This is a genomic window from Streptomyces sp. NBC_01408 (assembly GCF_026340255.1).
Taxonomy (GTDB): Bacteria; Actinomycetota; Actinomycetes; order Streptomycetales; family Streptomycetaceae; genus Streptomyces.
In genome coordinates this window covers 2,949,435-2,966,626 of record NZ_JAPEPJ010000001.1, presented here as the reverse complement: position 1 = coordinate 2,966,626, position 17,192 = coordinate 2,949,435, and the positions used below count along the sequence as shown (strand labels likewise).

The following is a 17,192-nucleotide window of genomic DNA, read 5'->3' as shown; positions in this document are numbered from 1 at the left end:
CCTCCAGCATCCCACGCCGCACTGACAGTCCCCCGCCCCGCGGCCCCCCTCACCCGATACTTGAGAATGGTCGGGTGAACGTGCGACATGTACTCGTCCTGCCCGACCGCGACGCCGCCGAGGAGGTGGCGCAGGAGGCCGCCGACCGCTTCGGCCTCCCGGAGGAACCGCAGTTGGTGCGCGACGCCCTGGCCGGTGAGGACGACGCCGAGGACGCCCAGTGGCTGGTGGTGGTCGAGGACCCGCAGGAGAGGCTCGACGCCACCGCGCTGGACGGCCTCGCCGCCGAGTACGAAGGCTGGCTGGAAGCCCCGTAGGGCGGTCAGGCCTTGTGCACGATCTGGACGTCCAGCGCCACGTCCACGTTCGCACCGATCGCCGCGATCCCGTGGGCCAGGATCGACTGCCAGTTCAGGGTGAAGTCCTCGCGCTGCAGTTCCGCGGTGGCCCGGCAGGCTGCCCGCGGCTCGCCCTCCATGCCCGTGCCGAGACCCAGGTACTGGGTGTCCAGGGTCACCGAGCGGCTGACTCCGTGGAGGGTGAGGGCGCCCGCGACGGCCCAGCGGCTGCCGCTGCGGTGGATGAACCGTTCGCTGTAGAACTCCACCGTGGGATGCCTGGCCGCGTCCAGGAAGTCGGCGGAGCGCAGGTGGTCGTCGCGCAGCCGCACCCCGGTGTCGATGCTCGCCGCATCGATGATGACGTGCATGGAGGAGTCCTCCATGCGCTCGGCTATCCGCACCGCCCCGGCGAAGGTGTTGAACCGGCCGCGGATCCGCGCGAAGCCGATGTGCCGGGCCGAGAAGCCGATCGAGGAATGCGTCGGGTCGAGCTCCCAGTGACCGGGCTGCGGCAGCAGCGGAGGCTCGACGGCGTCGAGGATGATCTCCCCAGTGCCGGGCTGCGCCGGGTCGCCCACGAGCGTCGCTCCGTGGAAGGGTGCGTACCCCTCGGCGGTGACGGAGAGGCGGTACTCCCCCTCCGGCATGGCCGCCGTGAACCCGCCGTAAGGGTCGGTCTCCCCGCTGACGACCCGGCGGCCGATCGGATCCGTCACCTCGAACTTGGCCTGCCGGATCGGCTGGTGGACCGTGTCGAGGACCCGGCAGTTGAGCAGACGCGCCGTCGGCGGCAGCGTCAGTGTCGCGGATGTCTGTGGGCTGGAACTCCCGGTCGACTCCATCCCCCGTCGGCGACCGAACATGGCTGACGCACCCCCGTGCTGTGTGGACTTGGACCGCTGTGGCGAAGACGCATTCGATCATGCTGTCGGGTTGTGGGCAAACAGAATGGTCGCGCCCGGTATGCCCGCGCCGGTTCCGCCGCCGATTGGCCGGAAACGCGCGCAGCCGCGGACCGGTGCCGGTGACGGCGATCGAGCCGTCGGTGTCGGTGCGCAGCACGGTCGCCCCTGTCGACCGCAGTTGCGCGAGCGTACCGGGTGCGGGGTGCCCGTAGCGATTTCCCGCACCGACCGGGACGATCGCGAGGCGTGGCCGGATCCGGTCGTACAGGGCGGGTTCCTGGTGTGCGGAGCCGTGGTGGGCGACCTTCACCACATCCACCGGTCCCCAGTGCGGACGCTCCCTCAAGAGGGCTTGCTGCGCGGGCGGTTCGAGGTCGCCGAGCAGGAGCAGGGTCAGGCCCCCGGCGCGGACCAGCAGGGCCACGCTGGCGTCGTTGGGCCCCTCGGGCGGCGGTCCGGCCGGTGACGGCCACAGCACCTGCCAGTCCAGCGGCCCGGCCCGGCGCCGCTCCCCCTGCGCCGCCGCCACTACGGGTACGCCGGCGGCCGCCGCGGTCCGCCGGACGGCCGCCGCCTGCCCGGCCGGCTCCTCGAAGCCGGTGGTCTGAATCACACCCACGGTCCGGCCGCGCAGCACCCCGGACAGGCCGGCCACGTGGTCGGCGTGAAAGTGCGTCAGCAGGAGCAGCGGAACCCTGTGCACACCCAGCGCACGCAGGCAGTCGTCCACCGGGCCGGGCTCCGGGCCTGCGTCCACGACCACGGCCGTGCCCGGGCCGACGGAGAGGACCGCGGCGTCTCCCTGGCCCACCGCGCACTGGACGTAGCTCCAGTCGGGCGGCGGCCAGCCGGTGACCGTACGGGTGAGCTGGGGCGGCCTCAGCACGACGAGGAGCAGCAGCCCGGCCAGGCCGCAGCAGACCCACCGGCGCCGTACGAGGCGGGCTCCGAGCCCTACGGCAGCCAGCGTGGCGGCGGCCAGCAGCAGGCCGCCGGTGATACCGCCCGGCCAGGGCAGCTCGGCCCCGGGCAGCCGTGCCCCGGCCCGGGCCACGCCGGCGATCCATCCGGCGGGCACCCCCGCGCACCAGGCCAGCAGCTCCGCGGCAGGCATCCACAGCGGGGCCGCCGCGAGCGCCGCGAAGCCGAGCACGGTGGCCGGACCGGCCGCCAGCTCGGCCAGCAGGTTGCACGGCACCGCCACCAGGCTGACCCGGGCCGAGAGCACGGCGACGACGGGCGCGCACACCGCCTGGGCGGCAGCGGCGGCCCCGAGCGCCTCGGCGAGCCGGGGCCGCATCCCGCGGCGCCGCAGGGCCGCGCTCCACCGGGGCGCGAGCGTCAGCAGGGCGCCGGTGGCCAGGACGGAGAGCAGGAAGCCGTAGCTGCGGGCCAGCCACGGGTCGTAGAGCACCAGCAGCAGCACGGCGGCGGCCAGCGCCGGGATCAGGGACCTGCGCCGCCCGGTGGCGATGGCCAGCAGGGTGACGGCACCGCAGGCGGCGGCGCGCAGCACGCTCGGCTCCGGCCGGCACACCACGACGAACGCGAGCGTCAGCGCCGCCCCGCACAGGGCGGTGGCCCGCAGGGACAGCCCCAGGCGGGGTGCCAGCCCGCGCCGCTCGGCCTGCTGGGCGCGGGCCGGGGGTCCGATGAGCAGGAAGAGCACCACGGTCAGGTTGGACCCGGACACCGCGAGCAGGTGCAGCAGGTCGGTGGCCCGGAAGGCCTCGTGCAGATCGGACGGCACCCGGGAGGTGTCGCCGACCACCAGCCCCGGCAGCAGGGCCCTGGCATCCGGCGCGAGCCCCTCGGTGGCCTCGCGCAGCCCGGCCCGCAGCCGCCCGGCGATCCGCTGGGCGGTGTCCGGTCCGCCCGTCACCCGCGGCGGACTGTCACCGGCGGGGCGCAGCAGCGCCACGGCCCGCTCCCCGTCCCTGCCCGGCGCCAGCCGGGCGACCACCTCCACCCGCGTCGAGGGCAGGAGCCGGTTCCACCCCGGGTGCCCGGCCAGCACGCGCACAGGCGTGGCGACCCGGGTCCGTGACCCGTCGGGCCCGGTCACCCGGGTCAGCACCGCGTCCAGCATCACCACGGGCGGCCCGGTCCCCTTCGACGTGGCCCGAGGATCGGAGGCTACGGTGAACTCCGCGAGGACGCGAGCGTGCTCCCGGGCCAGTCCCGCGACCGGCCCGGCCCGCGCCTCGGCCCGCTGGAGCCCCGCCACCCCGGCTCCGGCGGCCGCGCACAGCAGGGCTGCCGCCGCCGCGGCCCTCCAGCGCGGCCCGGGCCGGCGCCACCCGGCCAGCATCAGCAGCCCCGCCCCCGTCACCCCCAGGGCCACGGCGGCGGCGGTCCGGCCGGCCGGCGCATCCAGGGCGAGGGCGGCCGCGGCCCAGGCGGCCAGCGCCGGCACCGCGAGCCGCAGGTCGACCGGCCCCGGCCCCTCGGTCCCGTTCACGGCCGCACCCGCGTACGCAGATCGGCGAAGCGCCGCTCACCGATGCCTTCGACCTGACGGAGCTCCTCCACGGAACGGAATCCGCCGCGGGCGGTGCGGAAGTCCACGATGTGCTGCGCCAGCACCGGCCCGACCCCCGGCAGGCCGTCCAATTGCTCGACCGTGGCCGAGCCGAGGCTGATCGGGGCCGCGCTCGGCCCGGAGCCTGGCCCGGAGCCCGATCCGGCTCCGCCCGCGGGCGGCTGCGGCTGCGCCGGGGCGCCCACCAGCACCTGCTCGCCGTCCACGAGCACCCGGGCCCGGTTCAGCCCGGTGGTGTCCGTGCCCGGCCGTACTCCCCCGGCGGCGGCCAGCGCGTCCTCCACCCGCGAACCGGCGGGCAGCCTCCGCACACCGGGGTCCCGGACCTTGCCGCTGACGTCCACGACGATCCGCGCACCGGCACCCTGGGCGGCCCCGGGCAGAGCGGCGGCGGCCGGAACCGGGGCCGGGTCCGGGATCACGGGTGGCGCCGTCCCCGGGGCGACCACGGCGGGCGCGGTGACCGGCTGGGGCCGACCCGACCAGTACTGCTGCGCGGCGAACCCGACGGCGACGAGCAGCACCACCGCCACGGCGGCCACCGTGCGCGGCTCGACCCCGCAGCGGGCCTGGAGCCAGACCGGGAGCCGTTCCCGCACGGCGGATCTCCACGCACCCCCGGAGACCGGCTCGCCCCCTTCCCCGGGACCGGCCCCGGGTACCGGCGACCCAGCAGCCCCCACCTCCCCAGCAGGCCCGCCCCCCGGATCCGGCTCAGCCACGGCAGGGACCCGCGGCGGTCTGCTGCCACCCAGCCCAGGACCCGCCCCGGACACCGGCCGCACAGCACCCCCCACCTCCCCAGCAGGCCCGCCCCCCGGATCCGGCTCGGCCAAGGGAGGAACCCGCGGCGGACTGCTGCCACCCAGCAGGGCTTCGGCCCGGCGCTGTACCGCGGCCGGCTCAGGGCGGGGCCGGCGGTCACTGCGGCGGGGCCGGAGGCGGCCGTCGGAAAGGCGGGGGCGGCCCGGGCCGCTGGTGGCGCCGGACGGATGCGAGGTACGCGTTCGAAGAGTCATGCCACGACCGTAGGGGCGAATCCTCACGGCCGTTCGGAGGCCTCAATTCCGGTGGATACCAAGCCCGTTGTGGATAACCCGGTCACCCGTTCCGGTGATCAGCGAGGCGATACGACCGCCGCCAGCAGCCCCGGTCCGGTGTGCGCGCCGATCACCGCGCCGACCTCGCTGACGTGCAGCTCGACCAGGCCGGGCACGCGCTCGCGGAGCCGCTGGGCGAGCTTCTCGGCCCGCTCGGGCGCGGCCAGGTGGTGCACCGCCACATCGACACGGCCCGATCCGGCGCGCTCGACCGCCAGCTCCTCGAGACGGGCGATGGCCTTGGAAGCCGTGCGGACCTTCTCCAGCATCTCGATGCGCCCTCCCTCCAGCGTCAGCAGGGGCTTGACGGCCAGGGCCGAGCCGAGGAGGGCCTGCGCGGCGCCGATCCGGCCGCCCCTGCGGAGGTAGTCGAGGGTGTCGACGTAGAAGTACGCGGACATGTCCACGGCCCGCTTCTCCGCGGCGGCCACGGCCTCGTCCACGGAGCCGCCCGCCTCGGCCACCTCCGCGGCGGCGAGCGCGCAGAAGCCGAGGGCCATCGCGACCATGCCGGTGTCCACGACCCGCACGGGCACGGGTGCCGTCCTGGCGGCGACCACGGCGGCGTCGTAGGTACCGGAGAACTCGGCGGACAGGTGCAGGCTGACGATGCCGCTCGCACCGGCCTCCGACGCCGCCTGGTAGGCCCGGACGAACTCTTCCGGGCTGGGGCGCGAGGTGGTGACCGAGCGGCGCTTCTGCAGGGCGAGGGCGAGGCTGCGCGCCGAGATCTCGGTGCCCTCTACGAGTGCCTCGCCGCCGAGCACCACGGTGAGCGGTACGGAGGTGATTCCGTGCCGCGCCAAGGCCGGTCGTGGCAGGTAGGCCGTGGAATCGGTGACGATCGCGACATGGCGGGACATGAGCCGGAGGTTACCGCCAGTGGGGGTGGGACGGCAGCCTGGGCCCCTTGTCGGGGCTTCGACGGGGCCTCCGCCTGGGCGCCCTGACGGCTCCGGCTGCCCCGCGGCTCCGGCTGCCGCCGATGGGGCTCCGCTGCCCGGCGGGGCTCCGGCCCTGCGGGGCTTCTCCCTCACCCCGCCCCTTCCCGAAACTGGGGCTCCGCCCCAGACCCCGGTCCTCAAACGCCGGACGGGCTGACAGTCGCGGCCCCTCCCACACCGGACGGGCTGACAATGGCCGCCCCTCCCACGCGGGACGGGGCTGAGAGCAGCGCCCTCGCTCAGGTCGTGCTCTCCGGCCGTCGCGTCTTCTGCCAGGGGTATTCGGGCGCCGGGGCGGCCGGATTCAGCGCCGCCTTCTGAGGCTGCTCACGCTGCTGTGCCTGCTGCGCCTGCTGTGCGCCCTGCGCCTGCTGCGCCGCGTCCCACTCCGCGGCGGCCGCCGCCAGGTCGTCCACCGACTCCCGCGACCAGTCCCGCAGCGCCCCGGACTCCATCTCGATCTGCGCCGACAGTGCGGACAGGTCGTCCTCCGCGAAGCGGCTGGCACGGTCCCGCGCGGCCCAGCGCAGCGAGTCCGCGGCCTGCGTGATCTTGGCGGTCCGCTCCCGCAGGTCGGGCAGGCGCTCCTCGATCCGCTTGCGGTCCGGATCCTGCTCCAGCCGCTTCAGCTCGTCGTCCAGCTCGCGCCCGTGCGCGCTCAGCCGCTCGAACAGGGTGATCGACTCCCGCAGCGAGGCGTCCAGGCGGGCCCCGTCGTGCAGCGCCTGCTGCGTGGACCGCATACATGTCCTCAGGTCCAGCCGCAGCTGCGCCAGCGCCCCCGTGACCCCGACCTGGCCGAAGCTCTTGGCCCTCAAGGTGGTGTCCTCAACGGTCCGGCGGGCCTGCGTGATCGTCCGGTCCACGCCCCGCTTCGCCGCCCCCACCACCTTGACCGTCGCGTAGACGCCCAGGCCCAGGAAGGTGAATAGCACCATCAGCGCGAAGATGATCAGCGCGGCCTCCATGAGTATCCCTTCCCCAGTCCCCAGACAGCTGTTTTCCGTCCCCTCCACCGTAAACGCCACGGGCAGGCTGGGGGTTCCATTCGAACCCCCAACCTGCCCGTACGGGATCTCCCCCATAGAGGGATGCCCCATCCGACCACGGTCAGATGACGATGTTCACCAGCTTCGGCGCGCGCACGATCACCTTGCGGATCTCCGCGCCGCCCAGCGCCGCGACCACGCCCTCATCGGTCACGGCCAGCCGCTCCAGCTCCGCCTCCGAGATCTCCGGCGACACCTCCAGGCGCGCCTTGACCTTGCCCTTGACCTGCACCACGCACGTCACGGTCTCGTCCACGACGTACGCCGGGTCCGCGACCGGGAAGTCCTGGTGGACGACCGACTCGCTGTGCCCCAGGCGGTGCCACAGCTCCTCCGCGATGTGCGGCGCCAGCGGGGCTACCAGCAGCACCAGCCGCTCGGCGACCGAGCGCTCCAGCGGGCGGCCCGCCTTCGTCAGTGCGTTGTTCAGCTCGGTGATCTTCGCGATGGCTGTGTTGAACCGCAGCCCCGCCATGTCCGCGCCGGCCCCGTCGATCGCCTTGTGCAGCGCCCGCAGGGTGTCCTCGCCCGGCTCTGCGTCGACGACGGTGACCGCTCCGGTCTCCTCGTCCACCACGTTGCGCCACAGGCGCTGCAGCAGCCGGTACTGGCCGACGACGGCGCGGGTGTCCCACGGACGCGAGACGTCCAGCGGGCCCATCGCCATCTCGTACAGGCGCAGGGTGTCCGCGCCGTACTCCTCGCAGATCTCGTCCGGCGTGACGGCGTTCTTCAGGGACTTGCCCATCTTGCCGTGCTCACGCTTGACCGGCTCGCCCTGGTAGAACCAGCCGCCGTCGCGCTCCTCGACCTCGGCCGCCGGGACGTACACACCGCGCGAGTCGGTGTAGGCGTACGCCTGGATCATGCCCTGGTTGAACAGCTTGTGGAACGGCTCGGCGGACGAGACGTGACCCAGGTCGAACAGCACCTTGGACCAGAAACGGGCGTACAGCAGGTGCAGCACCGCGTGCTCGGCTCCGCCGACGTACAGGTCGACGCCACCGTGCGGCGCGCTCTCGCGCGGGCCCATCCAGTACTGCTCGATCGCCGGGTCGACCAGCGCCTCGGAGTTGTGGGGGTCCAGGTAGCGCAGCTCGTACCAGCAGGAGCCCGCCCAGTTGGGCATGGTGTTGGTCTCGCGGCGGTAGCGCTTGACGCCCGCGCCGTCTCCCAGGTCCAGCTCCACGTCGACCCACGCCTCGTTGCGCGACAGCGGGGTCTCGGGCTTCGACGCGGCGTCGTCCGGCTCGAAGGTGCGCGGGGAGTAGTCCTCGACCTCCGGCAGCTCCAGCGGCAGCATCGACTCGGGCAGCGGGTGCGCGACGCCGTCCTCGTCGTAGACGATCGGGAAGGGCTCGCCCCAGTAGCGCTGGCGGCTGAACAGCCAGTCACGCAGCCGGAAGTTGACCGTGCCCTCGCCGATGCCGCGCTCGGCCAGCCACGCGGTGATGGCGGCCTTCGCGTCGACGACGCCCAGCCCGTCCAGCGAGATGCCCTCGCCGGAGGAGTTCACCAGCTCCGCGTCGTACGAGACGAACGCGTCCGCCCACTCCGCGGTGTCGGTGCCCCGCCCGTCGGTCGGCTTGACCACGCAGCGGATCGGCAGCTCGAAGGCTCGCGCGAACTCGAAGTCGCGGCTGTCGTGCGCGGGCACCGCCATGATCGCGCCGGTGCCGTAGCCCATCAGCACGTAGTCGGCGATGAAGACCGGGACCTTCTCGCCGCTGACCGGGTTGACCGCGTACTCGCCGGTGAAGACACCGGTCTTGTCCTTGGCCTCGGCCTGCCGCTCGACGTCCGACTTGGAGGCGGCCTGCTTGCGGTACGCGGCGACGGCCTCGGCCGGGGTGGCGTACCCGCCGGTCCACACGTCGTGGGTGCCCTCGGGCCAGGCGGCCGGGATGAACTTCTCGACCAGCGGGTGCTCGGGCGCCAGCACCATGTAGGTGGCGCCGAACAGGGTGTCGGGGCGGGTGGTGAAGACGGTGATGGCCTCGTCGCCCAGCGCGAAGTCGACGCGCGCGCCCTCGCTGCGGCCGATCCAGTTCCGCTGCTGCAGCTTGATGGCCTCGGGCCAGTCCAGCGCGTCCAGGTCGTCCAGCAGCCGGTCAGCGTACGCGGTGATCCGCATGTTCCACTGGCTCAGCTTGGACTTGAAGACCGGGAAGTTGCCGCGCTCGGAGCGGCCGTCCGCGGTGACCTCCTCGTTGGCCAGTACGGTGCCCAGCCCGGGGCACCAGTTCACGGGCGCGTCGGAGGCGTACGCCAGCCGGTGGCCGTTGAGCACGTCGGCCCGCTCGGCCGCGGTCAGCTCGCCCCAGGCGCGGTCCCCGGGAACCTCACGGGAGCCGTCCTCGAAGGCGGCGACCAGCTCGGCGATCGGCCGGGCCCGGCCCGCCTCGGAGTCGTACCAGGAGTTGTAGATCTGCAGGAAGATCCACTGGGTCCACTTGTAGTACTCGGGGTCGATCGTCGCGAACGACCGGCGCTTGTCGTGGCCCAGGCCCAGCCGGCGCAGCTGGACCTTCATGTTCTCGATGTTCGCCTCGGTCGACACGCGCGGGTGCGTGCCGGTCTGCACGGCGTACTGCTCGGCCGGCAGGCCGAAGGCGTCGAAGCCCAGGGTGTGCAGGACGTTGTGACCGGTCATCCGCTGGTGGCGGGCGAACACGTCGGTGGCGATGTACCCGAGCGGGTGCCCGACGTGCAGGCCCGCGCCGGACGGGTACGGGAACATGTCCATGATGAACTTCTTGGGCCGTGCGACGACCGCCGCCGCCTGCGAAGAAGCAGCACCGGCCAGGTCACCGACCGGGTTCGGGGCCTCGTAGGTGCCCTGCGCGTCCCATACGTCCTGCCAGCGAGCCTCGATGTCGGCGGCCATGGCAGCCGTGTAACGGTGCGCCTCGGCCGCCTCGGGGGCCGGGGTGTTCGTCTCGCTCATGATTTCTGAAGCTCCATCGATCGTCTCTGCCGTCTCTGCCTGCCCAAACGAAAAAACCCCTCGCACAGGAGGGGACGCCGCGCCGATGCCGACCGTCTCGAAGGGTCGGTACTGATCAGCGCGGCTCGGTAAGCAGAAGGCGTACGGCACGCATGGCGTCAGGGTACCGCAGCGGCCCCTACGGGCGCTCGGGCGTTCCGAACGGTGAGCACGACGAGAAGCGGGCCACCCGATCCGGGTGGCCCGCTTCTTCACTGTGGAGCTAAGGAGAATTGAACTCCTGACCTCCTGCATGCCATGCAGGCGCTCTACCAACTGAGCTATAGCCCCTTGTCTTGCCTGCCGCCCGGTCTCCCTTGCCGGTTCCCCCTGGCGACGTCCCAAACATTACACGGTCATGGCCCTGGTCCAAAAATCGGTTTCCGCCGACCATGAGCCATGTCCGTTTTGAGCCTTCTCGTCACGCTCTCGCGAACTGTCTCGTCACGCTCTCGCGAACTGATAGAACCGCTTCAGCGTGCAGTGTTCGTCGAGCAGCCGGCCGTAGATCGGCTCCCCCTCCAGCTCACGGTACGTCTCGATCGGGTCGCCCTTTATGATCAGCGCCCGCGCGCATTCCTCGCACCAGTACTGGTATTCGGGGTTGACCGGGTCCATGTCCCGCACGATCGGCGTGCCGTTGTTGCACCAGTCGCACCGCCGCCGGTGTGCACCCATCCGTCAGCGACTCCCTCCCGCGTCGGGCCGTCGACTCCCCCTCCGGCCGTCCGATTCTGCCACGCCGGTGCGGGCTGGGTCAGCAAGCGCAAAGGGTACAAAAACAAAGATCCCGCCCCCTGTTGGGGACGGGATCCTGATTGTGGAGCTAAGGAGAATTGAACTCCTGACCTCCTGCATGCCATGCAGGCGCTCTACCAACTGAGCTATAGCCCCGCTCTCCGCGGCGCTCCCCCCGTTTCCGGTGTTCTGCGCTGCGAACAAGAAGAACTCTAGCCTGTGACCAGCCGGAAAGTGAAATCCGGGTGGCAGCCCCGGCGGGCGGCCTCACAGGAGCTGCTCAGTCGTCGTCGCCGAGCACCGGTTCCGGCAGCGTGCCGGCGTTGTGCTCCATCAGACGCCAGCCGCGCGCGCCCTCACCGAGGACGGACCAGCAGCAGTTGGAGAGCCCGCCCAGGCCCTCCCAGTAGTACGAGTCCAGGCCCAGCAGACGGCCGATGGTCGTACGGATGGTGCCGCCGTGGCTGACCACGACGAGCGTGCCGCCCGCCGGCAGCCGGTCGGCGTGCCCCAGCACCACCGGCGCGGCCCGGTCGGCGACTTCGGTCTCCAGCTCGCCGCCACCGCGGCGGACCGGTTCGCCGCGCTTCCACGCCCCGTACTGCTCGCCGTACTTCTCGAGGATCTCGTCGTGCGTGAGGCCCTGCCACTCACCCGCGTACGTCTCGCGCAGCGCCCGTGAGTGCTCCACGGACAGGCCCGTCACGGCGGCCAGCTCGGCGGCCGTGGCGGAGGCCCGCCGAAGGTCGGACGCGACGATGGCGTCCGGCTTCAGCGAGGCGAGCAGCCGGGCGGCGCGGCGCGCCTGCGCCACTCCCGTCTCGGTCAGCTCGATGTCCGTGGATCCCTGGAACCGGCGCTCCAGGTTCCATGCGGTCTGGCCGTGCCGCCAGAGGACGATCTTCCTGGGAGTCCTGCCCTTGTCGGTCGCGCTCAGAACAGATCACCGTCCAGCTCGTCGTCACCAGCCGCCTCGCGCAGCTTGGCGTGCTCCTCGGCCTTGCCGATGGTGAGCTTGGCGTCCTCGGGGAGCTCGATCTCGGGGCAGTCCTTCCACAGGCGCTCCAGCGCGTAGAAGACACGCTCCTCGCTGTGCTGGACGTGGACGACGATGTCGACGTAGTCGAGCAGGATCCAGCGGGCGTCGCGGTCGCCCTCGCGGCGCACCGGCTTGGCGCCGAGCTTCTTGAGGAGCTGCTCCTCGATCTCGTCCACGATCGACTTGACCTGGCGGTCGTTGGGCGCCGAGGCGAGCAGGAAGGCGTCGGTGATCGACAGCACGTCGCTGACGTCGTACGCGATGATGTCGTGCGCGAGCCGGTCGGCCGCGGCCTGGGCGGCGGCGGTGATGAGCTCGATGGAGCGGTCCGTGGCGGTCACTGGCCATGCTTTCGGGTTGGCGGGCAGATCCTTACAAGGGTCTCATGTACCGCCGACACCGCCCGCGCGGAACGTTCCGCGCGGGCCGGGCCGCATGTCAGGACCCCTTGGGGGCCGGTTCAGGACGCCTTGTAGTCCTTGCCCAGGATCACCACGACGTCCGCGTTCACCGCGTTCTCGGCCTTCTTGACGACCGCCTCCGCCAGCCCCAGCGTCTTGGCGACCTCGACCGCCCGCTCGCGCTGCGCGTCGTCCTGGTACGTGATCTGCGACGAGGCCGCCGTCTTGTCGGCCTTGCCCCCGTCCACGAAGGTGTAGCCGCCGTTCAGCAGTGCCGCCTTAGCCGCCACCTGCGTCTTCTCGTCGCCGGTGGCGTCCTTGAGGCCGACCCGCGGCGCGGCGCCGGCCTGGGCCGCCTGGGCGGATCCGCCGAGGACCTCCTTGACGACCGTCTTGTTGGCCTCGTCGGTGAGGGTGCCGTCCGCCTTCACCGCGAGGACGTCGGTGCGGTACGCGCCCCCCTTGGCGTGCTCGCCGAGCCGGGCCAGCAGGGCGCCGAGCGCCTGCGCGTTCAGAGCGGGGTCGAGGATCTGGCCCATGCTCTCGACCGTCATGGTCGCCGACTTGGGGTCACCCGGGACCTTGCGCAGGACGGCGTACAGCACCTTGCCCATCCGCTCCAGCTGCTTGGCCTCCGCCTCGCCCTGGCCGCGGTGGGTGGCGTACGCGACGGCCATGGGGCCGCTGAGGCTCTGCTTCTGGCCCTGGGCCACGGCCGGGGTCTTGGCCGCGTCGTCGGCCGGGACCGCGGTGTCGGTGTCGACCTCGATGCCGCCGAGCTGCTCGACCAGGCTCTCCAGGAAGGGCGTGTCCAGCCGCCAGGTGCCGCCGATGCGGGTGCCGAGCACCGAGTCGAGGGACTCGCGGGTGCCGAGGCCGCCCTCCTCGACCGCCTTGCCCAGCCCGGTGGCAGTGCCGTCCTGCCGGGGGACGCTGAGCGTGTTGGGCAGCAGGACGGTCGCTCCCTGCTTGGCGGTGACGTTGTCGACGAGCAGCGCCGTGGAGGTGCCGCCCTTTTTCGTGTTGTGCAGGTGGACGACGATCATGTCCCGCTTCTGCGGACCGGCCGCGTCGGCCGCAGTGGCCTTCTTCTGCCCCGGGCCCTCCACGAACGGCAGCTTGCCCGCGTACCAGAGGTAGCCGATGCCTCCGACGGCGAACACGGCGAGGACGACGATCAGCGCCACCACCCGGTTGCGGCCGCGGCGGCGGGCCTCCTCGCGGCGTTCGGTGCGGCTCTCGGTGAACTTCAGCCAGTCGATGACGTCCTCGGACTCCTCGTCCGGCTGGTCGATGAAGGCGAACATCTCGGTGCGGTAGTCCCGGCCCGCCTCGGGCTCGTCGGCTTCGGGCCGGCGCGGCTCGGGGACCTGCGCGGTCCGTTCCCGCCCGGGTTCCGGCCGGGGCGGGGCGGCGGGCGCCGCCGGCTCCGGGGCGCTCTGCTGCGGGATCCACTGCTGGGTCTGCTGCGTGTCGTACCCGTAGGAGGGGGCGGCCCCGGGGTCGGGGTACTGCTGCTGCCCGTACTCCTGGGCCGCGGGCTGCGGCGGGTAGTACTGCTGCTGGGGCTGCGGCTGCTGCTGGCCGTAGGCCTGGTAGCCGGGCTCGTAGCCGTAGCCGTACTGCTGCTCGTACGAGGCCCCGGGCCGCTGCTCGTACTGCTGCGGGGCGGGCGGGGCGGGGTGGGCGGGCTGCGCGGGCACCTGGCCGTACAGCGGCCGCCCGTACGCGTCGTAGCCGATGAGCTGCTGCTCCTGGCCGGCGTACGGGTCGTACGGCTCGTACGGCTCCTGTCGGTCGTTCACCGCGGGGCCCCTCTCTCCGGAAGCTCAGGCTCCCCGGTACAGCTCACGCTTGTCGATGTAGCGCACGACGCCGTCCGGCACCAAGTACCAGACAGGATCCCCCTTGCCGACCCGTGCACGGCAGTCCGTGGACGAAATGGCCAGCGCGGGCACCTCGACCAGCGAGACACCGCCCTCGGGCAGTCCGTCGTCGGTGAGCACGTGGCCCGGCCGGGTGACTCCGATGAAGTGGGCGAGCGAGAACAGTTCCTCGGCGTTTCGCCAGGTCAGGATCTGTGCGAGGGCATCGGCACCGGTGATGAAGAACAGGTCGGCGTCGTCGTTCAGCGCCTTCAGGTCCCGCAGGGTGTCGATCGTGTACGTCGGGCCGCCGCGGTCGATGTCGATGCGGCTCACCGAGAACTGTGGGTTCGAGGCCGTGGCGATGACCGTCATGAGGTAGCGGTCCTCGGCGGGCGACACGGCCCGCTGCGACTTCTGCCACGGCTCGCCGGTCGGTACGAACACCACCTCGTCGAGGTGGAAAAGGGCGGCCACTTCGCTGGCGGCCACCAGGTGTCCGTGGTGGATCGGGTCGAACGTCCCGCCCATCACGCCGAGCCGGCGCTTGACCGGGCCGGTAGACATCTCCTGCTCTCCCATGAGCGCAGAGCCTACTGGCCCGGTGGAGCGGTCCGGCTCCGCGGGCGGGCGCGGGGCGTTCTAGCGGTCGCGGTTCAGGCGCGTGGTCACCCAGAGCATGAGGAGGAGGATGAAGAGCGCGGCGCCACCGGTCAGGTACGGGTTCAGGCTGTCGTGGTTGCCGCCGTGCTGTTCGGCCCCCTCCGAGGCGAGGACGACCAGGTTGTGGGCGGTGGAGGAGAGGCTCATCAGGCAGGTACCTATCGAGTCGGGGAGCGGGCGGAGACTTCGCTCACATCGTATGCGGGGGCCTGGGGCACGCTCACGCCGACTCAGGCGTTGGAGAGGATAGACGCAATGCCAGGCAGTTCATCGAGGGGGAGGGCGTTATGACGGAGACGGGATTCGAGAAGGCACCGGCGCGGGACCGCAGGAGGTTCCCCGGTATTTCCTCGCGGGCGTACGAGCATCCGGCGGACCGTTCGGCGCTGGTGGCGCTGCGCAAGCTGAGCGGGTTCGACACCGTGTTCAAGGCCCTGAGCGGGCTGCTTCCGGAGCGCAGCCTGCGGCTGCTGTTCCTGTCGGACTCGGTGCGCGTGGGCGAGACGCAGTTCCCGCACCTGCACGCGATGCTCCGCGACGCCTGTTACATCCTGGACCTGGAGAAGGTCCCGCAGATGTACGTGCAGCAGGACCCGAAGCCGAATGCCATGTGCATCGGGCTGGACGAGCCGATCATCGTGGTGACCACGAGCCTCGTCGAGCTGCTCGACGAGGAGGAGATGCGGGCGGTGGTGGGCCACGAGGTGGGCCACGCCCTGTCGGGGCACTCGGTGTACCGGACGATCCTGCTGTTCCTGACGAATCTGGCGCTGAAGGTGGCGTGGATCCCGCTGGGCAATGTGGCGATCACGGCGATCGTGGCGGCGCTGCGGGAGTGGTTCCGCAAGTCGGAGCTGTCCGCCGACCGGGCCGGTCTGCTGGTGGGGCAGGACCTTCAGGCCTCGATGCGCGGTCTGATGAAGCTCGCGGGCGGCAACCACATCCACGAGATGAATGTGGACGCCTTCCTGGCCCAGGCCGAGGAGTACGAGTCGAGCGGCGATCTGCGCGACTCCGTCCTGAAGATCATGAACATGCTGCCGCGGACGCACCCCTTCACCACGGTGCGGGCCGCCGAGCTGAAGAAGTGGTCGGAGAGCCGCGACCACCAGCGGATCATGGACGGCCACTACCCGCGGCGCGATGAGGACAAGGACACCTCGGTGACCGACTCCTTCCGCCAGTCCGCGGCGCACTACGCCGACTCGGTGCGCACCAGCAAGGACCCGCTGATGAAGCTGGTGGGCGACATCGCCGGTGGCGCGGGCGACCTCGGCGGCAAGCTCCGCGACAAGTTCACCGGCGCGGCGTCAGGCGCCGGTACGGGTACGGGTGCGGGCCCGGCCGGCGAGGGCAAGGGCGGGGCTACGGAGCAGGGCTGACGGCCGCCGAGGCCTCCTGCCCCGGCTGCGGGGCAGGGCCGGCCACCGAGGCCTCCCGGTCCGGCTGCGGGGCGGGAGCCTGGGTGCCGGGCTCGGCCATGACTCCGCACAGCCCGGCCGAGCGGCGCGGATTGCCGCTGGCGTACGGGTCGCTGGGGGCCGGGCCCACCGTGGTCGGGCCGGCCCCGGCCAGGAGCGGGCGGAAGCCCGCGGCCGGGTCGGCGGAGCAGTCCTGCGGTCCGGCCATCACATAGGCCGAGGCCAGCTCCGCGCGCCGGGCGGTGAGGTCGTCACGGTCGAAGCGCAGCCTCAGCTCGCGCCGGACGGTGAAGAGCGAGGCGCCGTCGTCCGTGGCCGGGGCTCCGGTGGCCGGACGTACGGCGTACACGAAGGTGTGGTCGGTGACCACCTCCAGGACCTCCGGGGTCACCTCCTCGAAGGCGAGGGTGCCGTACACCCGGACCTTGGAGTCGGCCATGACGGCGGTGCGCGGGTCGAAGCGGACCAGCCAGCCCGTGGCGGCGTGCCTGCCGTCGCCGGAGGGCGAGGCGATGCTGCGGTCGAACTGCGTCAGCTGGTCGGGGTCGAGCAGGACCCGTACGGGCCGGGAGGCGGTGCCGGCCAGGACGTCGGGGTCCAGTGAGGACTGCACCAGGTAGTCCTTGGCGACGGACAGCGCGGCGCCGACCTGGCCGTCCGTGAAGTGCTGGGTGCGGCGTACGGCCGGCAGGGTGATCCCGGCCGCCCCGACGCGGTACTCGGCGGCGGGACTCTTCCCGTACAGCTCGGCGGGACGGCCGCCGGGGACGGCGTCGGTGGGCGCGAGCGGGACGACGGTACTGACGAGCGGTTCGGCATGGCCGTCGGATGGGGGTACGTACGGGTTGCTCAGCCCCATGTAGACGGCGGCGGCGAAGGCCGTGGCGATGAGCAGCACGAGCAGCATGCCCTGCCGGGCGCCCCGGCCGGGGGTGCCGGTGCGGTGTGCGGCGGCGCCGCTCGACCAGAGGGAGCGGCTGCGGACGGCCCGGGCGTGTTCGCCCATGCGTTCCTGGGCGGAGAACTCCTGGAGCCGGGCAGCCCGGACGAAGTCCTCGTCGAACACCACCGACCGGTACTCGTCCGACCGGAACTCGTCGTCGCCCCCGCCGATGTTCTCGGGGGTGCCGTTGGGTGGATCTCCGCGCGCTGCCATCGCTTCTCCCCGCTGTCCCCGCTTCAGAGAAGCCCCCAGCTC

The 17,192-nt window shown here is 72.3% G+C and carries 14 protein-coding genes, 2 tRNA genes and 1 pseudogene; 2 read left to right on the top strand and 15 right to left on the bottom strand.

Annotation, left to right across the window (positions count from 1 at the left end; translation table 11 throughout):
* The first annotated feature begins 74 nt into the window (after positions 1 to 74).
* Positions 75 to 317, top strand: coding sequence for a hypothetical protein (locus OG447_RS13485; protein ID WP_266936725.1), 243 nt, complete (start codon positions 75 to 77; stop codon positions 315 to 317).
* Between the two features lie 5 nt (positions 318 to 322).
* Here OG447_RS13485 and OG447_RS13480 read toward each other — a convergent pair whose 3' ends face one another.
* The 14 genes and pseudogenes from OG447_RS13480 to OG447_RS13415 form a co-directional block, all read right to left on the bottom strand.
* A complete protein-coding gene (locus OG447_RS13480) occupies positions 323 to 1,183 on the bottom strand; it encodes a YceI family protein (protein WP_266938860.1) in 861 nt (286 codons plus the stop codon).
* Between the two features lie 157 nt (positions 1,184 to 1,340).
* Positions 1,341 to 3,557, bottom strand: a pseudogene (locus OG447_RS13475) (ComEC/Rec2 family competence protein); the annotation flags it as partial.
* Positions 3,558 to 3,703: 146 nt separating this feature from the next.
* A complete protein-coding gene (locus OG447_RS32275; protein ID WP_323181766.1) occupies positions 3,704 to 4,387 on the bottom strand; it encodes a ComEA family DNA-binding protein in 684 nt (227 codons plus the stop codon).
* Between the two features lie 518 nt (positions 4,388 to 4,905).
* A complete protein-coding gene (locus tag OG447_RS13465; protein WP_266936723.1) occupies positions 4,906 to 5,751 on the bottom strand; it encodes a DegV family protein in 846 nt (281 codons plus the stop codon).
* A 320-nt stretch (positions 5,752 to 6,071) separates the two neighbouring features.
* Positions 6,072 to 6,800 carry a hypothetical protein gene (locus tag OG447_RS13460; protein ID WP_266936722.1) on the bottom strand — a complete coding sequence of 243 codons (729 nt, stop codon included), beginning with the start codon at positions 6,798 to 6,800 and terminating at the stop codon, positions 6,072 to 6,074.
* A 142-nt stretch (positions 6,801 to 6,942) separates the two neighbouring features.
* Positions 6,943 to 9,828 carry a leucine--tRNA ligase gene (leuS, locus tag OG447_RS13455; RefSeq protein ID WP_266936721.1) on the bottom strand — a complete coding sequence of 962 codons (2,886 nt, stop codon included), beginning with the start codon at positions 9,826 to 9,828 and terminating at the stop codon, positions 6,943 to 6,945.
* A gap of 257 nt (positions 9,829 to 10,085) precedes the next feature.
* Positions 10,086 to 10,158: transfer RNA gene (locus OG447_RS13450), tRNA-Ala, on the bottom strand.
* Between the two features lie 153 nt (positions 10,159 to 10,311).
* Positions 10,312 to 10,545, bottom strand: coding sequence for a hypothetical protein (locus tag OG447_RS13445; RefSeq protein ID WP_031145414.1), 234 nt, complete (start codon positions 10,543 to 10,545; stop codon positions 10,312 to 10,314).
* 143 nt (positions 10,546 to 10,688) lie between these two features.
* Positions 10,689 to 10,761 (bottom strand) — tRNA-Ala (locus tag OG447_RS13440).
* A 124-nt stretch (positions 10,762 to 10,885) separates the two neighbouring features.
* On the bottom strand, positions 10,886 to 11,542 hold the full coding sequence (locus OG447_RS13435) for a histidine phosphatase family protein (protein ID WP_266938859.1): 657 nt from the start codon (positions 11,540 to 11,542) through the stop codon (positions 10,886 to 10,888).
* On the bottom strand, positions 11,539 to 11,985 hold the full coding sequence (gene rsfS / locus OG447_RS13430; RefSeq protein ID WP_073915048.1) for a ribosome silencing factor: 447 nt from the start codon (positions 11,983 to 11,985) through the stop codon (positions 11,539 to 11,541). Before rsfS ends, OG447_RS13435 begins: the two co-directional genes overlap by 4 nt.
* A gap of 119 nt (positions 11,986 to 12,104) precedes the next feature.
* Positions 12,105 to 13,850 (bottom strand): LCP family protein, encoded by a 1,746-nt coding sequence (locus tag OG447_RS13425; protein WP_266936720.1) that lies wholly within the window; start codon positions 13,848 to 13,850, stop codon positions 12,105 to 12,107.
* A gap of 24 nt (positions 13,851 to 13,874) precedes the next feature.
* Complete coding sequence (nadD, locus tag OG447_RS13420) at positions 13,875 to 14,492, bottom strand: nicotinate-nucleotide adenylyltransferase (protein ID WP_266936719.1); 618 nt, start codon at positions 14,490 to 14,492, stop codon at positions 13,875 to 13,877.
* Between the two features lie 60 nt (positions 14,493 to 14,552).
* Positions 14,553 to 14,720 (bottom strand): hypothetical protein, encoded by a 168-nt coding sequence (locus OG447_RS13415; RefSeq protein WP_266936718.1) that lies wholly within the window; start codon positions 14,718 to 14,720, stop codon positions 14,553 to 14,555.
* Between the two features lie 140 nt (positions 14,721 to 14,860).
* Between OG447_RS13415 and OG447_RS13410 the strand changes: the two genes are divergently transcribed.
* Positions 14,861 to 15,955 (top strand): M48 family metallopeptidase, encoded by a 1,095-nt coding sequence (locus OG447_RS13410; RefSeq protein ID WP_266936717.1) that lies wholly within the window; start codon positions 14,861 to 14,863, stop codon positions 15,953 to 15,955.
* Here OG447_RS13410 and OG447_RS13405 read toward each other — a convergent pair.
* Entirely contained in the window at positions 15,939 to 17,150 is a 1,212-nt protein-coding gene (locus OG447_RS13405) for a hypothetical protein (protein ID WP_266936716.1), read from the bottom strand. The genes OG447_RS13410 and OG447_RS13405 overlap by 17 nt on opposite strands.
* Between the last annotated feature and the right edge of the window lie 42 nt (positions 17,151 to 17,192).

Coding starts and splice junctions, on each gene's coding strand:
- OG447_RS13480 (WP_266938860.1), bottom strand. CDS start 1,183: ATGGAGTCGACCGGGAGTTCCAGCCCACAGACATCCGCGACACTGACG.
- OG447_RS13465 (WP_266936723.1), bottom strand. CDS start 5,751: ATGTCCCGCCATGTCGCGATCGTCACCGATTCCACGGCCTACCTGCCA.
- OG447_RS13460 (WP_266936722.1), bottom strand. CDS start 6,800: ATGGAGGCCGCGCTGATCATCTTCGCGCTGATGGTGCTATTCACCTTC.
- leuS (WP_266936721.1), bottom strand. CDS start 9,828: ATGAGCGAGACGAACACCCCGGCCCCCGAGGCGGCCGAGGCGCACCGT.
- OG447_RS13445 (WP_031145414.1), bottom strand. CDS start 10,545: ATGGGTGCACACCGGCGGCGGTGCGACTGGTGCAACAACGGCACGCCG.
- nadD (WP_266936719.1), bottom strand. CDS start 14,492: ATGGGAGAGCAGGAGATGTCTACCGGCCCGGTCAAGCGCCGGCTCGGC.
- OG447_RS13415 (WP_266936718.1), bottom strand. CDS start 14,720: ATGAGCCTCTCCTCCACCGCCCACAACCTGGTCGTCCTCGCCTCGGAG.
- OG447_RS13410 (WP_266936717.1), top strand. CDS start 14,861: ATGACGGAGACGGGATTCGAGAAGGCACCGGCGCGGGACCGCAGGAGG.
- OG447_RS13405 (WP_266936716.1), bottom strand. CDS start 17,150: ATGGCAGCGCGCGGAGATCCACCCAACGGCACCCCCGAGAACATCGGC.